Below are 20,650 nucleotides of genomic sequence, written 5' to 3' on the forward strand. Positions count from 1 at the left end.
TATGTATTTAATACGTCACTCCGGGCATCGCTACGTGATATACATGAGTTCAGGTGAGTCCGCGCTCCCCCTCGAAGAACTATTGCCTTCCAGAGAGGTGACACTAAGCGCCGAAGTGTTCGTCCATTCGCTGGCGCCTGTTGGCAGCAAGCAACAGCAAGACGCGCTCGTCGAGCGGCTTTCGGGACTCGTAGAGGAGGGGCTGTTAGAGGAGCTGGATCTACTGGTCTGGGGTGACAGCATCTGTACGGGGAGTTTACTCGCGAGCATCGGCAGCGGGAAACGTATCGTCTCGACTATCGGTGAGTTCTACGCGCTCGCGGCCAAGCGCGGCATCTCCATCTCGCCGTTCTTTCGAATCAGCAAAGTCACGTCCAGTTTCGCCGACGAGTCGTTCCGGCGTATCGTGCCACCGTGCCGGTGCCTGGCGCTCTATGCGGAACGAGAACTCGTCGCCGTCTTCCCGTGTCTGATCGACGGCGTCGCGTACACGCCCGAAGACGCCGTGGCGGCCCTCGAACGGACCCGCGAGTCGTCGATGTCCTCGCGCGCGCTCGCAGACGAGTCGATCTGACTCAGAGACAGGCCGGGCCGTACTGGACGAGCAACAGGCTGTTGTGCCCGACTGCGAACAGTTGTGGGAGCGAGAACGCCGTCAGCGCCGCCCGTCGATAGGTCGGTCGGACCAGTCGGTAGACGACGAACAGGGCCCCGAGCGCGGCGAGTTTCAACCCCAGCAACCCGACGCCGCCCGCTGCGTCCATCGCCGCGCGCGCCACCGGATTGGCTTCGCGGAAACACATCGAGACGCCGACGAGCGTCAGGAGGACGTCGGCCGCGGCGGCGACGACGACCACGCCCCAGAGTAAGTGATCGTAGTTGGGGCCGCTCTCCCCGACGAACGCCACCTCTGCAGTGAAATCGGACGCCACTCGTGAGACCAGCGGTCCACAGACCATGGTAACGAACCGGATAACCGACAGGACACCCGAGGTAAGGACGGAATTACCGCCAGAAATCCACGCCTATGTCACGAATCATCGGTACGAGCAGTGCTAACCGGTCTTCGGGCCGTAGCCCCCTCGTACAGAGCGGGTAACTATACCATAGTCTAGTCACCTCTCGCAGTGATGCCCGAACAGACACAGCAGAACACGGTCCGTCGACGGCGGGGTGTCCGTCTGGTCGCCGTAGTGGTGGCCGTCCTCGTCGCCGTCGCCGGTCCGATCGGAGGGGTGGGTGTCGTCGCCTCGGCACCGGCGACGGACGACACCCGAGAAATCGCGTACGGCGAGACGGTGTCCGGTGCAGTCGACAGCGTCGACCCGATACGGTCGAACCCCACGGAGAACAGCCACACCGGAGACTTCTACTACGAGCCAGTCTCCTTCGAGGGCGAGGCCGGCGACCTCGTCGACGTACAGGTATTTGCCCCCACGGACACCTCGCTCGTCCTCGTTGGTCCGGACGGCCAAGAACTGGCCCACAACGAGGACGGCGGAGAGGGCAACAACTCACAGATAACGCACCGTCTCCCGTCGGACGGCACCTACACGATACAGGTGACCAGTCACTTCTCCGAGGACCACTTCGAGTACCTCCTCTCGCTGGACCAACTCGAAGAGAGCGAGGACCTAGAGATGGCCGTCGGTGACACCGTCGCCGGGACCGTCGACGAGACGAACGACGAGAGCTACCAGTACAACGGCCGGTACGAAACGGTCCAAATCGACGGAGCCGTCGGACAGGAAGTCGAATTGTCGCTGTCCTCCTCCGAGGACTCTGCCCTGTATATCATCGCGCCAAACGGGAAGATCGTCGCCGAGGAGGTCGCACCATACTCCGGGCGTGACGCCACCATCCAGTACACGTTCGGTAACGACTTACCGCACACCGTCGTCGTCGCCACCGGCGATTTCAACGACCAGTTCTCGTACATACTGACCGCCGAAGACGTCACGAACGTCACCGAAAACGAGACCGACACCGAGAGCGGGGAGAACGCCAGCAACAACTCGACGGCGTCGAGCACCGACGACGGGGACGACCAGCACGCCGGGACCAGCCACGGACAGACCGGGCCGGCCGAGTCCACCATCGAAATCCTCGATTCGGGTCTCAACCGAACGTCGGCGACGCTGGGGTCGTCGGTCGAGTACACCGTCTCCGTCGCGAACTACGGCGACAAGACGGGGACCTTCGACCGACCGGTGGTCGTCGACGGACAGCCCGTGGCGCGACTCAACGGAACGGTCGAACCCTATCAGATGCGAACGATAACGACCGAGGTGACACTCGACCGAACCGGACAGTTCCAGGTGTCGCTGGACAACGAGTCCGCAGAGACGCTGACGGCGGTTCCGCCGACCGCCCCCGAGGGCAACACCGTCGCCATCAGCGACGACACGCAGATCGGATTCGAGCCGAACGCGACCACCGGCGAGGCGGTGCAGTTCACCTTCGAGACGACGAGCACTGACGCGACGCTCCGGTCGGTCTCAATCGATTCGGCCGGGTCCGGGACGCTGTGGCTCGAAGCCGTTCGGACGCAGAACCTCTCTGCCGGCGGCCCGCCGGCCGACGGCGTGACGGTAGCACATGGCTTCGTCCTCAGTCCCTCGCTCCAGACCGCCGGGAACACCACCCAGTCGCCCGTCCAGAACGGGACCGTGACCCTCGCCGTCGACCGGACCGCCCTCGGTGACACGCCCGAGGCGAGCGTCGTCCTCTACCGATACGACGAGGCGTCGAGTTCCTGGATACCGCTGCAGACGACGCGCGTGGCCTCGGCGGCCGATACCGTCACCTACCGCGCCCAGACGACGACGTTCTCGACGATAGCCGTTGGAACGGTCGACCCGGTCAGTACGACTGGGTCCCTCTCGAAGACGGCCATCAGCGCCGACGAGACGGTGACCGTCAGCGCGACGCTACGGAACGACGGCTCTGCCGCGGTCGAACGAACCGTCCCGATAACCGTCGACGGGAACACGGTGACCGAGCGGACGGTTTCGGTGCCGGCAGGTGGTGAACGAACCGTCTCCGCGTCGCTGTCCCCGGCGGCCGGGACGCACGACGTCGGCGTGGGCGGCACGTCCGTGGGCACGCTCACGGTCGAGGCCGTGACGACGGAAGCCGAGGTAACGACCAGCGAAGCGGCGACCGAAGCGACGACGACCGGTGGGAGCGGCGCAGGGTTCGGCGTCCTCGCCGCGCTACTGGCCGTGACCGCCGCGCTCCTGACGGCCGTCAGACGACGAGTCTAAGCGGGCAGAGCAGGGTCGCCCCCCTCTTTTGAGAGCTGTTTCGAGCGGTCTCGCGCTCACTCGGGTGGCGTCACTTCGATGCGACCCGTACTGGAGACGAGGACACCGAACCCGTCCAGCGAGAAGCGGACCTGCACGGACGACTCCGCGGACTCGACGAGCGCGTCGAGCGCGTCGGTGTCCAACGTGTCATAGAGCGGTTCGAGGTCAGCCGTCGAACAGTGCCGGATGTCGGTCAGAGCGTCCACGATCGCGATACTCGTCGACGTCTCCGCCGGCGAAAACGTCGTTCTGTACGAGTCGGTCTTCGGGTCGTACGAAAGGCGCTGCTCGGTCGCGTTCGAGCCGTCGGCTGGCTGGTCGTCTACCTGTGCTTCGGTCGAGTGGGGGCCACCCTTACGAGCCATCTGCTAAGGATGTTAACGAGATGGCAGTATTAAAGCCTTCGTCAGACAACGGCCCAGCAGCAGCGCGAACGGACGCTCTCAGCCGTCTCCGAGGGAGTCACCGGTCAGTGGGTGACGGGCGGAGCAGTTCCAGTCCCGGGAGGCCGTCCGCGTGCCAGAGCAAGAGCGTCGCACCGAGCAGGAACGCTTCGAGAAAGAGGAATCTGAGCCCCGCCTGCGTCGAGACGACGCCGAGGAAGTCGGTGAACAGTTCGCTCACGCGGGCGACGATATCCGTCGGTGGCATCGGGTCGACCGGGACGAGCGGCCAGAGCAGGAACCCGACTCGCAGTTCCTCTCCCAGCACGACCGGGTAAAGCACGTCGCTAGGGATGTGTGCGAGATAGGCGACCGCGAAGGCGGTGCCCGTCGACGACCGGCGGTACCGAGCGACGAGGACGACGAGCGTCACGATGGGGATCGCGAACAGCAGCGAGTGTGCGAGCGACGTTCCCGATGGCAACAGCGTCGTTCCCCAGCCGAGTGGCTTATCGACGAGATCGGGAAACTGAGAACCGAGGCCGACGGCGAGGACGTCACGCCCCCGTGGCCGCGACCGACCGGTAGCCCGCACTAACAGCGAGTAGAGGAGGTAACCGACGGCGAGATGTTCCCAGGGCCACATCGGGCTAGACACTCCCCACGACGACTGCGCTGGTCTGTCTCACGGCCGTGGCTCGGGCCCTGCCCCGTATTGTTATGCTGTTCGTATCCGTTCGTGGTCGCTCGTCGTCTGGCGGTTCTGAGTCGAGGCTCGCGTCGCTATCGACCCCAGCGTTGCCGGTAGTATAAACGCCATTCTCGGAGCTATGGGCTCAATTACTAACCCCGAATAGGGGAAGGTCGTGTATGTGATGTCCCGACATATCACGGACCAGGAGTTGGAACGGATGGTCGAGTTCGCGAACACACCGACGTACCTGCGAAAACCGGAGCAACTGCTCCCCGAAGAGGAAGAGTAGTCGCCGGGGAGGGTCACTCGCTGAACTCCGACGGTGGGGGTCGCTGACGCCATCGGTAGACCGCGTGTATCGCAGTCAGTGCGACGAAGGCACCGACGACGACCACCGCGACTACCCCTTGTCCGATTCCCAAACCGAGCGCGGAGGCGACGATGAGGAGCGTACTCAGTACGGCGAGTCCGAGATAGTACAGATACCACGTCGGTTCCTCGTGGTGGTCGCCGAGGTACGGGTCTATCTCGCTCGCCTTGCGAGCGATCGACACCTCGCCGGACTCGTCGTCGTAGTTGACGAGGCCGGCGTCGGCCAGTTTGGGAAGATGCGTCTGGTACAAGGACACGTACACGCGCTTGCGCTGCTGTGTCGAGAGTTCCTCGACCGTCGTGTCGTTCTCCCAGGCGGCGACGTGTTCGGCGAGATCGGTCAACTGGATCGGATTCGGTTCGGTCCTGAGAAAGTACAGGACGTATCGACGGCGAGGGCTACTGAGGATGTCGAAGACACGGTCGCGTGAGAGTTCGGTATTGTTTTGTTCCATCGCATCCGTCGCCGCAGTTGGTGAGTAGACGGTTCATCGAGCTGCCGTCGAAGACGACACGGACGTACCGAAAGTCGGATACACATTTGTTACAGCGTCGTTACCCCCGAGACAGGGGAGATTACTGCCTTCGGCGGGGCATTGAACGATAGTTCACCGCGTTGGTGCCAGCCGTCACAGATCGGTGCGATTTCAGCGACTCAAACGGTAAGCAAACGGGAAAGAACTATATACGTCGGCTGTCAGGTTACGAATGCGACAGCATCTATACCGACCACCTCGACCACTCCCTCGGTACCGAGAGAATTCGTGAGAGACCAGCAAAACGCCCGCCGAGACGCCGACCCGGACGAGCCACGGACAGACGACAGTGGGTTTCTCCAAACGTTCTGTGACGACGATAGAACAGCTACAGACCCGCCGTCCTCGTTGGGAGACGGGGTGATATTCGACGTCCTCCGTAACGACCGGCGCCGCGCAGCGCTGCGAGTTCTCCAGCCTGACACGGCGGTGACCGTTAGGTTGCTAGCCGAACAGGTCGCTGCCTGGGAGAACGACACGACGCCAGATGCACTCAGAGAGCAACAGCGCAAGCGGGTGTACGTCTCACTGCACCAGAGTCACCTCCCGAAGATGGACGACCTCGATATCGTCGAGTTCGACCGCGAGGCGGCGACTGTCTCGCTAGGCTCGGCCGGTGACGACGTCCTCCGATACGTGGACGGGAAATCGGACGGGACGAGAGCGTGGTATCGGTACTACGCCGCTATCGCACTCACGGGGGCTACCCTGCTCGCCGCACAGGTGACGCTCCTCCCGTCGGCGTCGTCGGCACCGATTACCGTGGCCGTACTCGTCGCCGTCGGCGCCTGTACGGCCCTCTACTGGGCCTGTGACAGCAGCTAGAAGAGACGATGGGAGACTCAGACCGACTGGAGCGCCGTCTCTTCGGGTTCGGCGAACAAGTCGCCGACGTCCTCGGTCATCGCGTCGCGTTCGCGCGCGTTCTCTAGAAGCACGGTCTCGCTGGGGAACAACCGCTCGCCCAGTTCGAGGTCGTGGTCTCGCGCCGTCGACCCCGTGACGGTCAGGTAGACACCGATGCCGGTGGCCGCGATGTCGGCTTCCTCCTCGTTGCCGTTTTCGGGGTACGTGAACGTGATGCCGTCTAACGCCGCCGTCCCGAGGACGGCCTCGACGAGTCGCTCGTACCGGGGCGAGATACAGAACTCGCCGTCGTAGTTGCGGACGAACTCCCGTCCGAGCGGGCGGTCCTGTGCGTCGACGACGTCCGGCGTCGCGAGCAGGGTGTGGTACACCGTGTCTCCGAGGCCCGTGACCACGCGAACGTCGGTGTCCAGCGGATCGATACGGTCGTTGATCTCCTCGATACTCGTCAGCGCGTCGTCACGGAGTTGCACGACTTCCTCCAGGACGAGGTCGGCGCTGTCGAACCCGAGCGCGAACTCGTGGGTACGGAGCGCGCGGAACGGTTCCTCGCGGCCGACCAACTGGACGTCGCCGTGGGCTGTCGGAACAGTGACGCTGTCGAAGACGACGCGTCGCGGCATCCCGTCTCTGTCGTCGCGGAGCAGGGTGTACTCCGGTTGGGTGGGGTCGTCGAGACCGGAGTACTCGGCGAGACGATGGTAGACGTCGTCCTCGGCGGTCTGGTTGCCCTTGGTGATCGCCTTCTCGTAGCGGAGGGTCGAGATGATATCGTCGGCCAGTTCGGTCGTCCCGGTTCGGGCGGCGAGCCGTTCCAGCACCGCCTCGAGGGGCCGCCCTTTCCGGGGAACGGCCACTCTGGTCGTCGTCATTAGGGATGTCCACTGGCGGGACGGATAAAACCAGTTCGATTAGTTGCCGCCGCCGATGACCGACGAAAGCTGTTCGCGCCACTCCTTGAGATCCTCGATTTCGCCCTCCAGATCGGAGAGACGCTCGTCGATTTCGCCGTCGCCGAGTTCCTCGCGAACGTCGTCGATTTCGGCTTCGAGGTCGCCGAGGTGTGACTCCATCTCGTCTAGCTCTTCGTCCATCGAGTCGACGGTCTCTTCGACCACCTGCACCTCCTCCGTTGCCGTCTCCGCCGCGGACTTCGCGCTCCGGATGTCGTCCTCGAAGGTCGCCAGTTCGGTCTCGAAGGCGTCCAGACGCTCGCTGAAGTCCTCGATCATCTCGTCGCCGGTGCCGTTTTCTTCGAGGAACTCCTCCAGCGCGTCGGTGTAGGCTCGCAGATCGGAGATGTCGGACTGGATGCGCTTGATGCGGGCTTCGTTGACCCCACCGGCGTCGTCGTCATCGTCCTCGGAGACGGCGTCGAGCGCCCGCTTCAGCAGTTTCACGTCCTCTGCCGAGACGTTGTTCTGGCGAATCTCGTTCGCCATCGCCGCGATGACGTTGCCGGTCTCTACGTCCACCTGTTCGGCGTCGTCCGCCGTGTCTCCGCCCTCGCCGCCGGGGCTGTTGGGATCTTTGAGGTCTAGCGTCTCGATGTCGTCGTCGGCGTCGTCCTCCAGACCCGGCACGCTGTCGCTGTCGCCGGCGATGACGTCCTTTACGGCGTCGTCACCGCTGCCGACGATGTCGGCGTCGTCGTCGAGGGGTGGGTCGACCGTCTCGATTTCCGGTTCCGTGAGGAACTTCTCGACGTCGTCGGTCCCGGTGGCCCGGATGCCGTAGACAGTCGTGTAATCGGCGTCGGGTTCTATCTCCTTCTCGAAGGCGATGCGGTCGTCGTTGATGTCCCAGTATTCGGACCCGTACTCGGGGTGGAACCCGAGATCTTCGACGGCGACGTCCTCCGGGACGGTGTCGACCAGACGGAGCGTGACCGGTTCCGAGCGCCGTGACCGGACGTTGAACGCTATCGCGGGTACCGGGAACTCGTCAGCCTCGAACCGTTTGGTAACGGTCACTCCATCCGAGGCGACGGTAACCTCCTTGTAAGCTTGCGAATCGCTCATGTATGTTACTCCATACCCCGCCAGTATTAAAGGTACTTCGTCTGCCCTACTTGACTGAAACCTAACACTACTGCGGTTCTGCTCAGAGGTCCACGCGGTCGCCGATTTCGACGATCTCCATCGAACGCGGGTACTCGAAGCTGGCGGCGTGGTTGTGGAGGACGGTCGGTTCGGTCGTCATCCCTTTCCACATGTCCCAGTGACTCGGCAGTAGTGTGTCTAACTGGAGTTCGTTGGCGGCCTCGATTATCATGTTCTCGTCGTTGTACCACTTGGTTCGCTTTGGCTCGCCGGTGTCGCTGTCGGGAATCATCCCGACGGTCCCGAACGCGAGGACGCCGAGGTCGATGTCGTAGGCCTCACCGACCGCCTCGAAGTCGCCGGGTCGCGCGTCGCCACCGTGGAAGAACGTTCCCGACTCGTGTTCGAAGACGTACGAGACGGGGTGCTCGGCGTCGGGGTCGTTGGCCGGTTCGACGTGGATCGTGAGGTCGCCTATCTCGACGGTGTCGCCCTCCGTGACTTCGTTGAGTTGGTCGTCGGTGACCGACCAGTTCTCCAGCCACGCCTCGTCGCTGACGACGTCGTGGCCGCTGTCTGTAGTGTAGTAGTCCGCGCCGGTGCTGGCGAGGATAGGGGCCTGTGACGGCCCGTGGACGTGGTCGGTGTGTTCGTGCGTGCCGAGGACGGCGTCGGCTTCCTGCACTTCGCTCGGTTCGAACGGGACCGGCACCATCCGCACGGTCCGCGGCGGGTCGCCGATACCGAGGTACGGGTCGACGAACACCGTCGTGTCGCCGCTCGTCTTGAGCACGAAACCGTTACAGCCCAGATACCAGATCGCCAGTCCGTCCGGGTCGGCGTCTTCGACAGCGCGCAAGAGCCAATCGTCCCAGTCTGAATCGACCGTCATAGTTCGGACTGTGAGTGGACGTGGCTAAGTCGTTACGGACCGTCACGGATCCGTTCGATGCGGTCATCGCCGTACTCGACGTCGGCGACGGCCGGCAGTGAGCGGAGCGACCTCGAGAGGCCGACGTACACGGTGGCGAGGAAGTTGGCGACGCCGACGGCCAGAACGAGGGGGACGGGTCCGACGACGGCGGCGACGGCCCCGCCGACGAGCGACCCGAACGGCGTCGCCGCGCCTTCCAGCGTCGACATCGAACTGGTGACCCGACCCACCTTGTCCTCGGGAACGACCGTCTGGACGAGCGTGTCGAAGAGGACGCTGTTGCCCCCGGAGTAGACGATTGCCAGCGCGAAGCACGCGACGATGGCCGGCGTCCACGTCACGAGGCCCGCGCCTATCCACGCCACCCCCGTCACCGCCGTCCCGACGAGCATGAGGTGGCCGTACGGCACCCAGTCGAGTCGGGCCGAGAGGACCGACCCGAAGAGCGCGCCCGCCGCCAGCGCGGACAGCAGGACCCCGTACAGCCCGGATCCGCCCCGCAACGCCGCGAACGCGGGGAGGACGGCCAGCATCATCCCCGTCGCGAAACTGACGAACACTCGCGGGAGGAGGACCGAGACGAAGGCCGTCCCTCGGAGATACGCGAGCCCCTCGCGGAAGTCCGAGACGTACCGCCCCGCCCGTTCGCGGACCGTCTCCGTGTCGTCGGCCGACGGTGCGTCCGCGCCGCCGTCCGTCGCCGTCGCGTCGCCCGACGTGTCTCGTTCCGGCAAGGTGAGCCCGGCGAACAGGAGGACGGCGACGCCGAACGTGGCCGCGTCGACGAGGAACGCGCCGACCGCTCCGACGGCGGCGAGGCCGACGAGGAGGCCGCCGACGGCGTTGAACGTCATGTTCACCCCCTCGTGGGCCGTGTTGAACACCGCGTTTGCGGCGGGTAGTTCGTCCCGGTCGACGGCCCGCGGGAGTGCCGACGACTGTGCCGGGTAGGTCACGAGGTTGACCAGCGACGCGAGCGGGACGACCACGAGCACGAGTTCGACGGAGAGGGCGTCGAGCCACGCCGCGAGAGGTATCGTCAGCACGAGCAGTCCCTGCACGGCCTGTGTCACCACGAGGGCCCACCGCACCTCAACGTCGTCGACGAGCGGCCCCACGAGGAACTGGAGGAGTCCCGGGACCATCATCAGGAAGGATGCCACGCCGGTGTAGAACGTCGACCCGCCGAGATCGTGGACCAACCACAGGGCGGCGACGTAGTAGATGCTGTCCCCGGCGTTGGTGACGAGACGGCCGAGGAGCAACCGCAGGAACGTCCGGTTGGAGAGCAGTTCGCGCACAGGCCGACTCTCCCCGGGCCGGTTAAATATGTGTTGTGCAAGGGAATCAAACGTTTACGCAGAGTCTACTGGAGGAGACGAACACAGAGTGCGGAGATTTCGCTGTCGATACGCTCGCTTCGAAAGTGAAAACGGTCGTTCGAGACGCGAATCCGGCTCGGCCGGTCAGTCCTCGCAGCAACCGCCGGCCTTCTGGCCGAAGTCGACGGCGAGGTCCTCGGAGACGATCTCGTTGAGTTCCTGCAGACGGAGTTCGAGTTCGTTCTGGACCGCCAGATAGTCGCTCATGACTGGGATCTCGTGGAGCTCCTCCTGTGCGTTCTGGAGTTGGCGCAGGTCCTCCTGACTCGCGCGACCGGTCTGACGGGCGAGCTGGAACTCCTCGCGGATCTGTTCGAACTCCTGGATGGCCTCCTGTGCCTCCTCGTCGTTCTCGACGGCCTCCTTTGCCTCGACGAAGCGCTGATAGACCGGGAGTTCGGCGATGGCCTCGCCGAACGCCGTCGCGAGTTCGTCGACTCGGTCGCCGGTCGTGGCTGGATCGGACGTCTCGGACTCCGGTTCGAGACTCATTGGGCGTACTATGGTCGTGAGACGCTTCAATGTGCCGGGTTCGAACGTGTGTGCCGTTACCACTGACTGCTATCAGAGGTGATACTGTGCGAAATGTACTAGTCCCTTATCGATAGAGTCTGTGGGGATGACCGTGTCAAATTCCACGGAACCGCTCGATATGATCGACGACGGCGAGTCAGACTCCCTCTGGCGAAGTGCCTTCGAGTCGCTGATCACCAACATCCCGGAGGCCGCGTTCGTCGTCGACGAGAACGGAGTTATCACGCAGTGGAACGAGTCGCTGGAGGGTCTCCTCGGGTTGCCCGCGAGCGAGGCTATCGGGATGGACGCCTACGACGTGTTCGGCACCGAAGGCGAGTCCGAGACGCTCGCCGAACGGGTGGTCCGAACAGGCAATGCGGTCCGGGAAGAACAGTTTCGCTCCGCCGAGCGGCCGGACGGTGAGCAAGCCCACGCACGGGCCGTCGCGGTCCCGATTCCGGACCAGAACGGTACCGTGGTGGGTGCGGTCGAACTCCTGCTCGACGTGACCGATATCGTCGACCAACGGGAGTCGCTCCGGGCACTCCACTCACAGATGTCCGAAGACGTGGAAGCGACGGTCCACGAACTCAGGGGTGCCACGGTCGAGGTGGCCGACCGGTCGACCGAGATACGGACGATGGCCGACGAACAGGCCGACGACCTCGAACAGGTACAGTCAGAGGTGTCCGGATTCAGTGCCACGGTCGAGGAGATAGCGTCCACCGCCGAGGAGGTCAGCCAGCGGAGCGGCGAGGCCAGAGACCTCGCCGAACAGTCCGTCGAAACCGCCGGTGAAACTATCGACCGGGTCGACGAGGTCGCCGATTCGGCCGAGACGGTCGCGGCGGAGACGCGTGCGCTTCGCGACCAGATCGACGAGATCGAGGCGTTCGTCGAGGTCATCAACGACATCGCCGACCAGACGAACATGCTGGCCCTGAACGCGAACATCGAAGCCGCCCGCAGCGACGCGAACAGCGACGGCTTCGCGGTGGTCGCCGACGAAATCAAGGAACTCGCCGACGAGTCGAAAACTCACGCCGACGAGGTCGAACAGACGGTCCGAGCGGTCCGAGAGACCGTCGTCGAGACCGCCGAGAAGGTCGAACAGACGACCGAGGCCATACAGGCCGTCGACGCCGACCTCCGCGGTGTCCAGACCAACCAAGAGGAGATTCTCCAGGTAGCCGCCGAGACCGACGACGGCATCAGCGAGGTCGCGTCCGCCACGGACGACCAGGCGGCAAGCGCCGAGGAGATAGCGAGCATGATCGACGAGGTGGCCCGACGCGCGGCAGAGATATCGACGGCGGTCGACGAGATAGCCGGCGAGAACGAGACCGTAAGCGAGTCGGTCCAAGAACTCGAAGCCGAGGTCGAGCAGCTGGACCGGCGCCTCGCGACCATCATGGACTAATACTGGTGGCTGTAACAAACTGAAGTACTTCGCCACCCCGGGGTGGCGAATATCGGTACGAACTTACAGCCACCAGTATAAGCCGTCGATACCGGCGGCCCCCAAAGCGCGGAGGTTTTACCCCGCGAGCAAGTACGCAGGTCCAATGAGTCAAGAGCGTACCGAGGGTGACCTCCGAAACACGGGCCTCTCGCTGAAACACGACCGCGAGTGGGATTACGAACTCGACCGCATCGTCGACGCCGTCGACGAACGGGACGCAGAGACGGTCGGACTACAGTTCCCCGAGGGGCTGAAACGACGCGGCCCCGCCGTCGCCGACGACCTGCGCGAGGAACTCCCCGACGACGTCTCCGTGATGATCTCCGGGCAGCCGTGTTACGGTGCCTGCGACCTCGACACCTATCTGATGCGCCGCACCGACGTGTTCGTCCACTTCGGCCACTCCCCGATGAAGGAATCGGACAAGATCATCTACGTCCCCCTCTTCTCTAACGTCGACGTCTTCCCGATGATGGAACAGGCCGCCGAGGAGGAACTGGCAGACCCCGACGAGGACCCCGACGTCGGCCTCGTGACGACGGCCCAGCACATGAACAAGTTCGACGAGATGCGCTCGTGGCTGGAAGAACGCGGCTACGAGGTGCACGTCCGGAAGGGCGACGACCGACTGACCCACGAGGGGCAGGTCCTCGGGTGTAACTACGCATCTGCGGACGTCGACGCCGACACGATTCTCTACGTCGGCGGCGGCAAGTTCCACCCGCTCGGACTGGCGATGGAACACCCGGAGAAGAAGGTCATCATCGCCGACCCGGTCAACAACGCACTGACCGTTGCGGATACGGAACAGTTCATGAAACAGCGCTACGCCTCGGTCCACAAGGCGATGGACGCCGAGACGTGGGGCGTCATCTTCTGTACCAAAATCGGACAGGGCCGCTGGGATCAGGCCCAGGAGATCGTCGAGAACAACGACGACGCCTATCTCATCACGATGGACGAGGTGACACCGGACCGCCTGACGAACTTCGGGATGGACGCCTACGTCAACACCGGATGTCCGCGTATCACCACCGACGACGGCCCGCAGTTCAAGAAGCCGATGCTCACCCCCGGCGAGTACGAGATCGCTATCGGCGAGAAACCGCTGGAGTCGCTGGAGTTCGATACCTTCCACGGCACCTGGTGACCAGTCGGCCCGGTCCGTGTCCGACGGCGACGAATTACCATCAGACATGTGCAAACCTTTTTGAATGATTCTGGCGTATTGCCACTGATGCCGACAAAGAGTGCGCTCGCCCAGCAACTCGGTGTCGTGGCGGGGTTCGACAACCCACTGGCCAGTCTCGAACAGTACCGGACGCCGCCGGACTTGGCGGCCCATCTCGTCCACACGGCCGACCTGCAAGGCGACATTCAGGACCGGACCGTGGTGGACCTCGGGTGTGGGACCGGGATGCTCGCGCTGGGCGCGGCACTCAGGGGTCCGGACACCGTCGTCGGTCTCGACATCGACCCCGCGCCGCTGTCGACGGCACGGGACAACGAGCGGAAAGTCGGGTCGACGACGTCCGTCTCGTGGGTGCGCGCGGACGCGACGCAGGCACCCCTCTGCCCGCCCGAGGACACCACTGTCGTGATGAACCCGCCGTTCGGGGCGCAGTCGGGCAACGAACACGCCGACCGGGAGTTCCTCGCGACCGCCGCCGAGGTCGCCGCCGTCTCTTACTCCGTCCACAACGAGGGGAGTCAGGCGTTCGTCGAGTCCTTCGCCGCCGACAACGGCGGCGAGGTGACCCACGCCTTCGAGACGGCGTTCGACCTCCCCAAGCAGTTTGACTTCCACGACGAGGACTACCGAACCATCACGGCGGAAGTGTACCGTATCCGCTGGGACTGAACCCACAGCGCCGACTCACTTCGGTGGCTGTCGCTGCTCTGCGATTTTCACGCGGGTGTCGTTGACACCGGCGTACAGTCGCGTCCTGTTTCTCTCGAACCGCAGTCCGCCGATGGTCCGTGCGGTCGCGTTCGGCGGCATCCGGTCGACGTCTACCGTCGCGTTGCCGCGACGAACCGCGATCATGAACCCGTCGTCGTCGGGCCTGAAGGTGACGTTCCGCCCGCCGATGGTGGTGTCGGCCGTCGACGGCGGCGAGGTGAAGACGGTCCGGCGCTCACCGCCCCCGCGACGGAGTTGGACGCGATAGATGGTCTTGTTGCCGAGGATGTTCCACCCCGTTCGGTTGGCGTACACCGTCTCGCGCCACCCGGGGCCGCCGACGACGACCGAGGCACGCTGGTTCAGCGCGAGTTGGCCCTTCTGGACCTGTACGATCCATATCTCCCGGTCGTCGCTGGCGACGATGACGCCGCTCTCGGTGACGTTCGTCCGGTCGCCCGCGAGGTCAAACGGCAGCGAGATGCCGGCGACGTACTCGTTGCGGACGTTCTCGTCGTAGGTGACGACGTAGTCGCGGACTTCGACGCCGTCCGCGGGCACGTCGTCCGGGCCGATGGCCGCGGTGTTCGCGGGGACGGAGGCGAGACAGAGGGCCCCGAAGGCGACGACGAGGGCGAGGCCTGCGATAGACTGCCAATCGCGTTCGAACGTCGGAAGGAGTCCACGGTCCATCCGCGCGGTGGCGGCCGCCACGAGGAGGGCGAGGACGAACACCAGCGCCGTCCCGAGCCATCGGAACAGCGTGAACCGACCGCCACCGACCGGGACGTAGACCGCCCACAAGCCGTTCGAGACCCCGAAGACCAGCGTCGCGAAGAACACCCGCGTCGTCGCGGGGCGTTCGCGCCGTGCCCACAGGAAGACGGCACCGGAGACGACGCCCGCGAGGAGGCCGACCGCGTGGCCCTGAATCGCGATGTTCGCCCACCACGGCGTGACGAATCGGGCGCTTCCGCCGACGGTCGGTTCGGGGAACAGCAGCGCCGTGTACACCTGTTCGACGACGCGACTGCCCAGCAATGCGCCGAGAAACAGGAACGGGCGGGTGACCAGCGCGAACCCCGCCAGCGCGAACACGACGCCGGAGAACCCGACGACGGGGCCGACAGCGAACAGGCCGGAGAACACGCCGACGACGGCCATCGCCGCTGGGACGGCGAGGATACGGGCGAACGGGTTCGTCGACGGGGACGAGAACGTCTGGGAACCACGGCTCCGGGGATAGTGGCCCCAGGCGTATTCGACCACGGTACCGTACGCGACGGTGCCGAGGAGGTTCCCGGTGATGTGTGCGTCGCCGCCGTGGGTGAACGCCCCGGTCAGCATCCCGAGGGGATAAAAGTACGACCACGTCCGGAACGGCGTGACGAGGGGGCGTGAATGCCACCACGCCCCCTGTACGAACAGATAGATAGCGAGGACGCCGACCGTCGTCAGGAGCGTCCCCCACGGCACACCGAGGAGGAGTCGACGGCGGAGGGCGGTCGTGAGTCGCTCGCCGGCGAGGCGGCGCACGCCGACGAGTACCACGGCGACTGTGACGACGACGGCGAGCGATCGGACCGGCACCGCGTCCAACACGCCCGGCAACGACGACTGCATCATGCACTCCTACCTCTGGACGGTGGTGGCTTATGAGTGGCGCCGAAACGTGTGCTTCTGCCGACATCGCCGCGTCTGGAGGCGGTGGCACTGCTCGCCAGTCCGGTTCGGAAAAACGGGCTTCGAACGACCGGGAAAAGAACGGTCCGTCTTCAGACGAGACCGATGCCGACGCTGTAGGGCCACGTGGTACCCGCGACGGTCAGCAGAGTGAACGCGCCGCCGGCCAGCGCGACGTTCTTCAGGAACTGCGTCAGCTCGTCCTGTCGCTGGTCCGCCGGGACGGTCCAGAAGTCGTGCATGGTGACGGCCGACGCCAGCAGGAACGTGGCGAGTGCGCCCGCCGCGACGACGGGGTACGCGCCGACGACGAGCAAGAGGCCGCTGAACACGAGGAGGCCACCACTGGCGTAGACGGACGCCGCGGGGGCCGGCAGCCCCTTCATCTCGGCGTAGGGGACCATCTGGTCGGCGTTCGTGAAGTGATTCAGGCCCGTGAAAGCGAGGACCCCACCGAAGAGAATCCGCCCGAGCAGGAACAGTTCGGCCGCACCGGCAGTGTCGAACACCATCAGGCGACCACCTCCGTCACGACGGCGGTCGTCTTGCGGGCGGGCCGGACAGCGAGTTGTAGTTTCATTACGTTACTTGGTTCGAATGCGAACCTATATATCGATTCCCGGACATAGGAGATACCAGGTATCACCGATGTCATCAGAAGTCTTCTCAGAGGCAGGCGAAACCGAGGACGAGGGCCCCTGTGCGGTCATCGAGTCGCTCGAACAGATCGGATCGAAGTGGCGACTGGTCGTCCTCCACGAACTGCAGAAAGGCGAGCACCGATTCAACGAACTCAAGCGGGCCACGGACGCCAGTTCTCGGACGCTTTCGCGCGTCCTCGATGACCTCCAGGAGATGGACTTCGTCGAGCGGCGACTGGAGGAAGACGCACCCGTCGCCACGTACTATCGTCTCACCGACAAGGGTGAATCGCTCTGTCCGGTGTTCGACGAGATAGCGTGCTGGGCCGAGGAGTGGCTCGCTTCCTGCAACGACTGAGCCGAGCAGAACACAGGATTTTCCATCCCCTAGGCCGTGACACCAACCAATGGGAGTACGGCCACCAGCCGACGACAGCGACGAGCCGGACGTCATCGAGTTCGGCATCGCGGCACTCGACGCCAGACTGAGCGAGATAGCCATCGAGTACCCCGCGGACGCTCGTACGGTCCGTGAGCGCGCCGGCCACGTCGAGGTGCCGTACGACGCAACGGGACATAGCGTGACGGTCGCCGACGCGCTCGAAGCGGCGGACGTCCGCGAGTTCGAGAACGAACAGGAACTGCTCAACGCGCTCCACCCCGTGTTCGAGCGCAAGCGGGAGGCGACGGGCGCGAGCCTCCTCTCACAACTCCGCTCGCTGGTCCCCTTCTAGCTCTGTCGGTCCCGCGCCGAGACGGTCGTCTCGGCGTCGTCCTCCGCAGGCGCGTTTCCGACGCTGTCGTCAGTCTCGACGCCCGCCGCCGGCGGTTGCTGGCCGCCGAGTCGGTGGGCGATGTCCTCCAGCCGCCGCGTCTGCTCCCGGTTGACGGTCACGATCATGTCCGAGAGGACGCCGAACATCAGCAACTGGATACCCAGTATGATGGCGACGCCGCCGACCATCGCGATGACTTCGTGTGAGATGCTGTTGACGACCCAATCGTAGACGACGAAGGCGCCGAGCGCGACGCCGACGCCGATGGTGCCGAACCCGACGCTCCCGAAGTAAAACAGCGGGTTGTTGGTCTTCGCCATGCGGTAGAGCGTGACGATGATCGTCCCGCCGTCCCGGAACGGCCGGAGGTTCGTCTCCGACTCGTCGGGCCGTGGCTCGTAGGTGATGGGGACGACTTCCGTCCGGACGCCGTGTTTGACGCATTCGACGGCCATCTCCGTCTCGATGCCGAACCCTTCCGAGGAGAGCGAGAGGCGCTCGAAGGACTCGCGGGTGAACGCCCGGTAGCCCGAGAGGATGTCGGTGAGGTAGTGACCGTGGATGACCGAGAACGCCCAGTTGATTACCTTGTTCCCGACCTGATTCAGCCGAGTCATCGCGCCGGGTTGCATGTCGGCAAAGCGGTTGCCGATGACGTGTTCGGCCCGGCCCTCGAACAGCGGTTCGAGCATCCGGTCGGCCTCGTCAGGGCGATACGTCTCGTCGGCGTCGGCCATCAGCACGAACTCGGCGTCGACGTGGCGAGAGACGGCCTCGCGGACGGCCTGTCCCTTGCCGCTGCCTCGCTGTTCGGCGATGCGAGCGCCGGCCTCGGTGGCGAGGTCCCGAGTCCCGTCGGTCGACCCGCCGTCTATCACGAGTACGTTGTCGAACCCCTGGTCGCGAAACCCCCTGACGACGCTCTCGATAGTCTCGGCCTCGTTGTAAGCGGGAAGCAACACGCAGACGTCGTCGCGGTCGGCCATTACCCGAAGTCTACCCCGCTCGCCCAAATAAATACGGGTCCGCGGTCGGCGGAGAGAGCACAGCGGTCTCCGACCGGAAGGACGAACGGAGACGAGTGCAGTCGGGTCGTCGCGAGCGAGGCGGTTACTCGTCTCGCTGCTCGCTCACGTGTTCCCACACCTCGACACAGCCGCACCCGTCCGCTACGTCCGCCAGATGCGCGTCGTCACGGTCGACCTCTGTTGGCTCTTGGTTACTCACGTTACGAGTAACTATGTGGCACGTTCGGTAAATACTTTCCGGCGCTGCTCCCGCGTGTTTTAGGTGCCCGGAAGCGAACGAGGGCCTATGACCGATGCGTCCGACGTGTTCGAAAGCGTTGGGCTGACCGAGTACGAGACGACGGCCCTAGAGGAGTTGCTGTCGCTCGGCCGGACCACGGCCCCGAACCTCGCCGAAGCGACCGGCATCCCGAAGGCGCGCATCTACGGCGTCCTCGATGCCCTCGCCGACCGCGGGTTCATCAAAGTGATACCCGGCCGGCCGAAAGAGTACCAGCCGAAAGCACCCGAGGAGATTCTGGACCGAACGGTCGAGAACCGCCGGCAGGAGTTCGAGGGCTTTGCCAGCGACATCGAGGCCCACCGCGACGCGTTCCTCGCGGAGTATCGACCTCGATACGAGCGTGCGAGCGAGGACATCTCGCCGACGGCCGAACTGTTCTACGTGGTCGACGTGGGCGCGCCGAGCGAACGCGAGACGCGTCGTCTCTACGACGACGCCGCGGAGACGCTCCGGGTCATCACCAACAGTTTCGCGTACCTCGACAGCGTCGAGCGAGCGCTCGAAGACGCCGTCGACAGGGGTATCGACGTCGCCGTCCTCTTTCTCCATCCCGAGCTGTTGCCGGCCGAGAAGGCCGCGGTGCAGGCGGACGTGGTGGAGCGCCTCGCCGCGGAGTATCCCTCGGTCGGCGTCCGGTTCAGCACGGAGAAACTGCCGTGGCGCGGCACGCTGGTCGACCCGAGCATGGACTACGAGGGCGGCGAGGCCATCCTCCTCGTCGAGGAACCCGACGTGCCCGATCACATGCGACAGGCGGCGCTCACCGAGAACGGGTCGTTCGTCGCCGGCATGAAGCGGTACTTCGATCTGGTGTGGGAGTACGAGAGCGTCGCCGACCCTCAGCGGTAGCCCAGTTCCTCTAACCGCTGTTCGACGGACTCCTTCTCGACGTCGGTCACGTCCGTATCCGGTTCCTCCGGGACGATACGTCGACGCGACCCGTTGGTCGACTCGTACCACGGGACCTCGACCAGTTGGTCGACGTAGAGACCGACGTGATGGCCGTAGTCTCTCACGGGGACCGGAGCAGTGCGGTCGCCGAGCAGTTCGCCGTGGTCTGCGGTGACGACCGTCTTCCCGTCGAGTTCCGAGAGGAGGCGCTCGACTTCCGGGAGGACCCACTCGAGGTTCTCGACGTAGGCCTGTCGGAGCGTCTCGTCGTCGATGTCGAGGTCCCCCCGCTGGATACGCTCGAAGAGGGCGTCCGATTGGTCTTCGTAGGAGGGGAAGTGCTCGTCGGCGGTCGGTCCCTTGAACGGGTGGTGTGGCGGGATGTAGTGGACAGCGAGGCGCTTGTTCGGATACTCTTCGGCGGCGTCGAGCGCCTTCTCGGTCAGCACCTCGGGGTCGCGGTCGGGGGCGTACAGCGCCGCGTGGACCTCGGCGTCTATCTCGTCTTCGAGTTCGAAGTACCACGTGTTCGCCGTGGCGTACACCACGTCGTGGCGCTGTTTGCCGGTGAAGTTCCCTCTGACGAACTCGGGGGTCGCCCCGCCACGGGAGGTGCGCGTCTCGACGCCCTCGAAGTCGGTGTGTTCACAGAAGACGTCGTAGCGACACGCGTCGAGGATAACGAGGTTGTCCCAATCGGCCTCGAAGACGTCGATACCGGCGGTGTTGTACGGTCTGGTGTAGAGCCGTCGGTGGTAGGCCCGGTTCAGTTCTCGCAGTACCAGATGGGGGTTAGAGAGCGCCTCACGGAGTTCTTCGAGGCCGTACATTCGACGTGGTGTGGTCCTCGGCAAACCGTGTTAAGTCCGTCGAACCCCGCCAGCGGTGCCGCGCGGCGATTCGACCGGCGGCATTGGCGTGTATACCAACGCTTTATTATCGCGGTGGG

General features: G+C 64.7%; 22 protein-coding genes. 9 read left to right on the forward strand and 13 right to left on the reverse strand.

The window, feature by feature from the left end:
• Positions 1 to 43: 43 nt before the first annotated feature.
• A complete protein-coding gene (locus NDI85_RS03220) occupies positions 44 to 574 on the forward strand; it encodes an HTH domain-containing protein (RefSeq protein WP_310914895.1) in 531 nt (176 codons plus the stop codon).
• A gap of 1 nt (position 575) precedes the next feature.
• On the opposite strand, the gene NDI85_RS03225 is transcribed toward NDI85_RS03220, so the two are convergent.
• Positions 576 to 959, reverse strand: a complete 384-nt coding sequence (locus tag NDI85_RS03225) for a DUF5658 family protein (RefSeq protein ID WP_220639373.1) — start codon at positions 957 to 959, stop codon at positions 576 to 578.
• A 171-nt stretch (positions 960 to 1,130) separates the two neighbouring features.
• On the opposite strand from NDI85_RS03225, the gene NDI85_RS03230 reads away from it, so the two are divergent.
• The gene (locus tag NDI85_RS03230) at positions 1,131 to 3,266 is read left to right on the forward strand and encodes a pre-peptidase C-terminal domain-containing protein (protein ID WP_310914896.1); all 2,136 of its coding nucleotides are present in this window, start codon (positions 1,131 to 1,133) and stop codon (positions 3,264 to 3,266) included.
• A gap of 56 nt (positions 3,267 to 3,322) precedes the next feature.
• Here the strand turns inward: NDI85_RS03230 and NDI85_RS03235 are convergent, their stop codons facing one another.
• The 3 genes from NDI85_RS03235 to NDI85_RS03245 all read right to left on the reverse strand — a co-directional run bounded on the left by NDI85_RS03235 (position 3,323) and on the right by NDI85_RS03245 (position 5,212).
• A complete protein-coding gene (locus NDI85_RS03235; RefSeq protein ID WP_188994670.1) occupies positions 3,323 to 3,673 on the reverse strand; it encodes a HalOD1 output domain-containing protein in 351 nt (116 codons plus the stop codon).
• 97 nt (positions 3,674 to 3,770) lie between these two features.
• Positions 3,771 to 4,337 (reverse strand): metal-dependent hydrolase, encoded by a 567-nt coding sequence (locus tag NDI85_RS03240; RefSeq protein WP_188994668.1) that lies wholly within the window; start codon positions 4,335 to 4,337, stop codon positions 3,771 to 3,773.
• A 350-nt stretch (positions 4,338 to 4,687) separates the two neighbouring features.
• On the reverse strand, positions 4,688 to 5,212 hold the full coding sequence (locus NDI85_RS03245) for a hypothetical protein (RefSeq protein WP_188994666.1): 525 nt from the start codon (positions 5,210 to 5,212) through the stop codon (positions 4,688 to 4,690).
• 309 nt (positions 5,213 to 5,521) lie between these two features.
• Between NDI85_RS03245 and NDI85_RS03250 the strand changes: the two genes are divergently transcribed.
• The gene (locus tag NDI85_RS03250) at positions 5,522 to 6,118 is read left to right on the forward strand and encodes a hypothetical protein (protein WP_310914898.1); all 597 of its coding nucleotides are present in this window, start codon (positions 5,522 to 5,524) and stop codon (positions 6,116 to 6,118) included.
• 17 nt (positions 6,119 to 6,135) lie between these two features.
• Here the strand turns inward: NDI85_RS03250 and NDI85_RS03255 are convergent, their stop codons facing one another.
• The 5 genes from NDI85_RS03255 to NDI85_RS03275 form a co-directional block, all read right to left on the reverse strand.
• The gene (locus NDI85_RS03255) at positions 6,136 to 7,032 is read right to left on the reverse strand and encodes a hypothetical protein (RefSeq protein WP_188994662.1); all 897 of its coding nucleotides are present in this window, start codon (positions 7,030 to 7,032) and stop codon (positions 6,136 to 6,138) included.
• Positions 7,033 to 7,071: 39 nt separating this feature from the next.
• Positions 7,072 to 8,181, reverse strand: a complete 1,110-nt coding sequence (locus tag NDI85_RS03260) for a hypothetical protein (RefSeq protein WP_188994660.1) — start codon at positions 8,179 to 8,181, stop codon at positions 7,072 to 7,074.
• An 82-nt stretch (positions 8,182 to 8,263) separates the two neighbouring features.
• The gene (locus tag NDI85_RS03265; protein WP_188994658.1) at positions 8,264 to 9,094 is read right to left on the reverse strand and encodes an MBL fold metallo-hydrolase; all 831 of its coding nucleotides are present in this window, start codon (positions 9,092 to 9,094) and stop codon (positions 8,264 to 8,266) included.
• Positions 9,095 to 9,126: 32 nt separating this feature from the next.
• Positions 9,127 to 10,437 (reverse strand): MFS transporter, encoded by a 1,311-nt coding sequence (locus NDI85_RS03270; RefSeq protein ID WP_188994656.1) that lies wholly within the window; start codon positions 10,435 to 10,437, stop codon positions 9,127 to 9,129.
• 165 nt (positions 10,438 to 10,602) lie between these two features.
• The gene (locus tag NDI85_RS03275) at positions 10,603 to 11,010 is read right to left on the reverse strand and encodes a YlbF family regulator (RefSeq protein WP_188994654.1); all 408 of its coding nucleotides are present in this window, start codon (positions 11,008 to 11,010) and stop codon (positions 10,603 to 10,605) included.
• A gap of 127 nt (positions 11,011 to 11,137) precedes the next feature.
• Here NDI85_RS03275 and NDI85_RS03280 point away from each other — a divergent pair, with 127 nt between their 5' ends.
• From NDI85_RS03280 to NDI85_RS03290, 3 genes are all read left to right on the forward strand, one after another.
• Positions 11,138 to 12,454: a methyl-accepting chemotaxis protein gene (locus tag NDI85_RS03280; protein ID WP_310914902.1), complete on the forward strand. Its 1,317-nt coding sequence runs from the start codon at positions 11,138 to 11,140 to the stop codon at positions 12,452 to 12,454.
• A 145-nt stretch (positions 12,455 to 12,599) separates the two neighbouring features.
• Positions 12,600 to 13,646 (forward strand): diphthamide biosynthesis enzyme Dph2, encoded by a 1,047-nt coding sequence (gene dph2 / locus NDI85_RS03285; protein ID WP_188994652.1) that lies wholly within the window; start codon positions 12,600 to 12,602, stop codon positions 13,644 to 13,646.
• An 87-nt stretch (positions 13,647 to 13,733) separates the two neighbouring features.
• Positions 13,734 to 14,357 carry an METTL5 family protein gene (locus NDI85_RS03290; RefSeq protein ID WP_310914903.1) on the forward strand — a complete coding sequence of 208 codons (624 nt, stop codon included), beginning with the start codon at positions 13,734 to 13,736 and terminating at the stop codon, positions 14,355 to 14,357.
• 15 nt (positions 14,358 to 14,372) lie between these two features.
• On the opposite strand, the gene NDI85_RS03295 is transcribed toward NDI85_RS03290, so the two are convergent.
• Together NDI85_RS03295 and NDI85_RS03300 are read right to left on the reverse strand one after the other, a co-directional pair.
• Positions 14,373 to 16,025 carry a rhomboid family intramembrane serine protease gene (locus tag NDI85_RS03295; RefSeq protein WP_310914904.1) on the reverse strand — a complete coding sequence of 551 codons (1,653 nt, stop codon included), beginning with the start codon at positions 16,023 to 16,025 and terminating at the stop codon, positions 14,373 to 14,375.
• Positions 16,026 to 16,174: 149 nt separating this feature from the next.
• The gene (locus NDI85_RS03300) at positions 16,175 to 16,594 is read right to left on the reverse strand and encodes a DoxX family protein (RefSeq protein WP_188994646.1); all 420 of its coding nucleotides are present in this window, start codon (positions 16,592 to 16,594) and stop codon (positions 16,175 to 16,177) included.
• A 136-nt stretch (positions 16,595 to 16,730) separates the two neighbouring features.
• On the opposite strand from NDI85_RS03300, the gene NDI85_RS03305 reads away from it, so the two are divergent.
• Both NDI85_RS03305 and NDI85_RS03310 read left to right on the forward strand, forming a co-directional pair.
• Positions 16,731 to 17,081 (forward strand): helix-turn-helix domain-containing protein, encoded by a 351-nt coding sequence (locus tag NDI85_RS03305; RefSeq protein ID WP_188994644.1) that lies wholly within the window; start codon positions 16,731 to 16,733, stop codon positions 17,079 to 17,081.
• Positions 17,082 to 17,130: 49 nt separating this feature from the next.
• Positions 17,131 to 17,457, forward strand: coding sequence for a hypothetical protein (locus NDI85_RS03310; RefSeq protein ID WP_188994641.1), 327 nt, complete (start codon positions 17,131 to 17,133; stop codon positions 17,455 to 17,457).
• On the opposite strand, the gene aglJ is transcribed toward NDI85_RS03310, so the two are convergent.
• Positions 17,454 to 18,485, reverse strand: a complete 1,032-nt coding sequence (gene aglJ, locus NDI85_RS03315; protein WP_188994638.1) for an S-layer glycoprotein N-glycosyltransferase AglJ — start codon at positions 18,483 to 18,485, stop codon at positions 17,454 to 17,456. The genes NDI85_RS03310 and aglJ overlap by 4 nt on opposite strands.
• A 328-nt stretch (positions 18,486 to 18,813) precedes the next feature.
• Here aglJ and NDI85_RS03320 point away from each other — a divergent pair, with 328 nt between their 5' ends.
• Complete coding sequence (locus NDI85_RS03320) at positions 18,814 to 19,659, forward strand: TrmB family transcriptional regulator (protein WP_188994636.1); 846 nt, start codon at positions 18,814 to 18,816, stop codon at positions 19,657 to 19,659.
• Here the strand turns inward: NDI85_RS03320 and NDI85_RS03325 are convergent.
• A complete protein-coding gene (locus NDI85_RS03325) occupies positions 19,650 to 20,531 on the reverse strand; it encodes a hypothetical protein (RefSeq protein ID WP_188994634.1) in 882 nt (293 codons plus the stop codon). The genes NDI85_RS03320 and NDI85_RS03325 overlap by 10 nt on opposite strands.
• Between the last annotated feature and the right edge of the window lie 119 nt (positions 20,532 to 20,650).

It is taken from the genome of Haloarcula sp. S1AR25-4 (assembly GCF_031624555.1).
GTDB lineage: Archaea > Halobacteriota > Halobacteria > Halobacteriales > Haloarculaceae > Haloarcula > Haloarcula pellucida.

What these genes read in the sequence shown, in the direction of transcription:
- NDI85_RS03295 (WP_310914904.1), bottom strand. Translation starts at nt 16,025, where the DNA reads ATGATGCAGTCGTCGTTGCCGGGCGTGTTGGACGCGGTGCCGGTCCGA.
- NDI85_RS03300 (WP_188994646.1), bottom strand. Translation starts at nt 16,594, where the DNA reads ATGGTGTTCGACACTGCCGGTGCGGCCGAACTGTTCCTGCTCGGGCGG.
- NDI85_RS03245 (WP_188994666.1), bottom strand. Translation starts at nt 5,212, where the DNA reads ATGGAACAAAACAATACCGAACTCTCACGCGACCGTGTCTTCGACATC.
- NDI85_RS03310 (WP_188994641.1), top strand. Translation starts at nt 17,131, where the DNA reads ATGGGAGTACGGCCACCAGCCGACGACAGCGACGAGCCGGACGTCATC.
- NDI85_RS03230 (WP_310914896.1), top strand. Translation starts at nt 1,131, where the DNA reads ATGCCCGAACAGACACAGCAGAACACGGTCCGTCGACGGCGGGGTGTC.
- NDI85_RS03260 (WP_188994660.1), bottom strand. Translation starts at nt 8,181, where the DNA reads ATGAGCGATTCGCAAGCTTACAAGGAGGTTACCGTCGCCTCGGATGGA.
- NDI85_RS03280 (WP_310914902.1), top strand. Translation starts at nt 11,138, where the DNA reads ATGACCGTGTCAAATTCCACGGAACCGCTCGATATGATCGACGACGGC.
- NDI85_RS03240 (WP_188994668.1), bottom strand. Translation starts at nt 4,337, where the DNA reads ATGTGGCCCTGGGAACATCTCGCCGTCGGTTACCTCCTCTACTCGCTG.
- NDI85_RS03220 (WP_310914895.1), top strand. Translation starts at nt 44, where the DNA reads ATGAGTTCAGGTGAGTCCGCGCTCCCCCTCGAAGAACTATTGCCTTCC.
- dph2 (WP_188994652.1), top strand. Translation starts at nt 12,600, where the DNA reads ATGAGTCAAGAGCGTACCGAGGGTGACCTCCGAAACACGGGCCTCTCG.
- NDI85_RS03325 (WP_188994634.1), bottom strand. Translation starts at nt 20,531, where the DNA reads ATGTACGGCCTCGAAGAACTCCGTGAGGCGCTCTCTAACCCCCATCTG.
- NDI85_RS03225 (WP_220639373.1), bottom strand. Translation starts at nt 959, where the DNA reads ATGGTCTGTGGACCGCTGGTCTCACGAGTGGCGTCCGATTTCACTGCA.
- NDI85_RS03305 (WP_188994644.1), top strand. Translation starts at nt 16,731, where the DNA reads ATGTCATCAGAAGTCTTCTCAGAGGCAGGCGAAACCGAGGACGAGGGC.
- NDI85_RS03265 (WP_188994658.1), bottom strand. Translation starts at nt 9,094, where the DNA reads ATGACGGTCGATTCAGACTGGGACGATTGGCTCTTGCGCGCTGTCGAA.
- NDI85_RS03290 (WP_310914903.1), top strand. Translation starts at nt 13,734, where the DNA reads ATGCCGACAAAGAGTGCGCTCGCCCAGCAACTCGGTGTCGTGGCGGGG.
- NDI85_RS03235 (WP_188994670.1), bottom strand. Translation starts at nt 3,673, where the DNA reads ATGGCTCGTAAGGGTGGCCCCCACTCGACCGAAGCACAGGTAGACGAC.
- NDI85_RS03275 (WP_188994654.1), bottom strand. Translation starts at nt 11,010, where the DNA reads ATGAGTCTCGAACCGGAGTCCGAGACGTCCGATCCAGCCACGACCGGC.
- NDI85_RS03255 (WP_188994662.1), bottom strand. Translation starts at nt 7,032, where the DNA reads ATGACGACGACCAGAGTGGCCGTTCCCCGGAAAGGGCGGCCCCTCGAG.
- NDI85_RS03320 (WP_188994636.1), top strand. Translation starts at nt 18,814, where the DNA reads ATGACCGATGCGTCCGACGTGTTCGAAAGCGTTGGGCTGACCGAGTAC.
- aglJ (WP_188994638.1), bottom strand. Translation starts at nt 18,485, where the DNA reads ATGGCCGACCGCGACGACGTCTGCGTGTTGCTTCCCGCTTACAACGAG.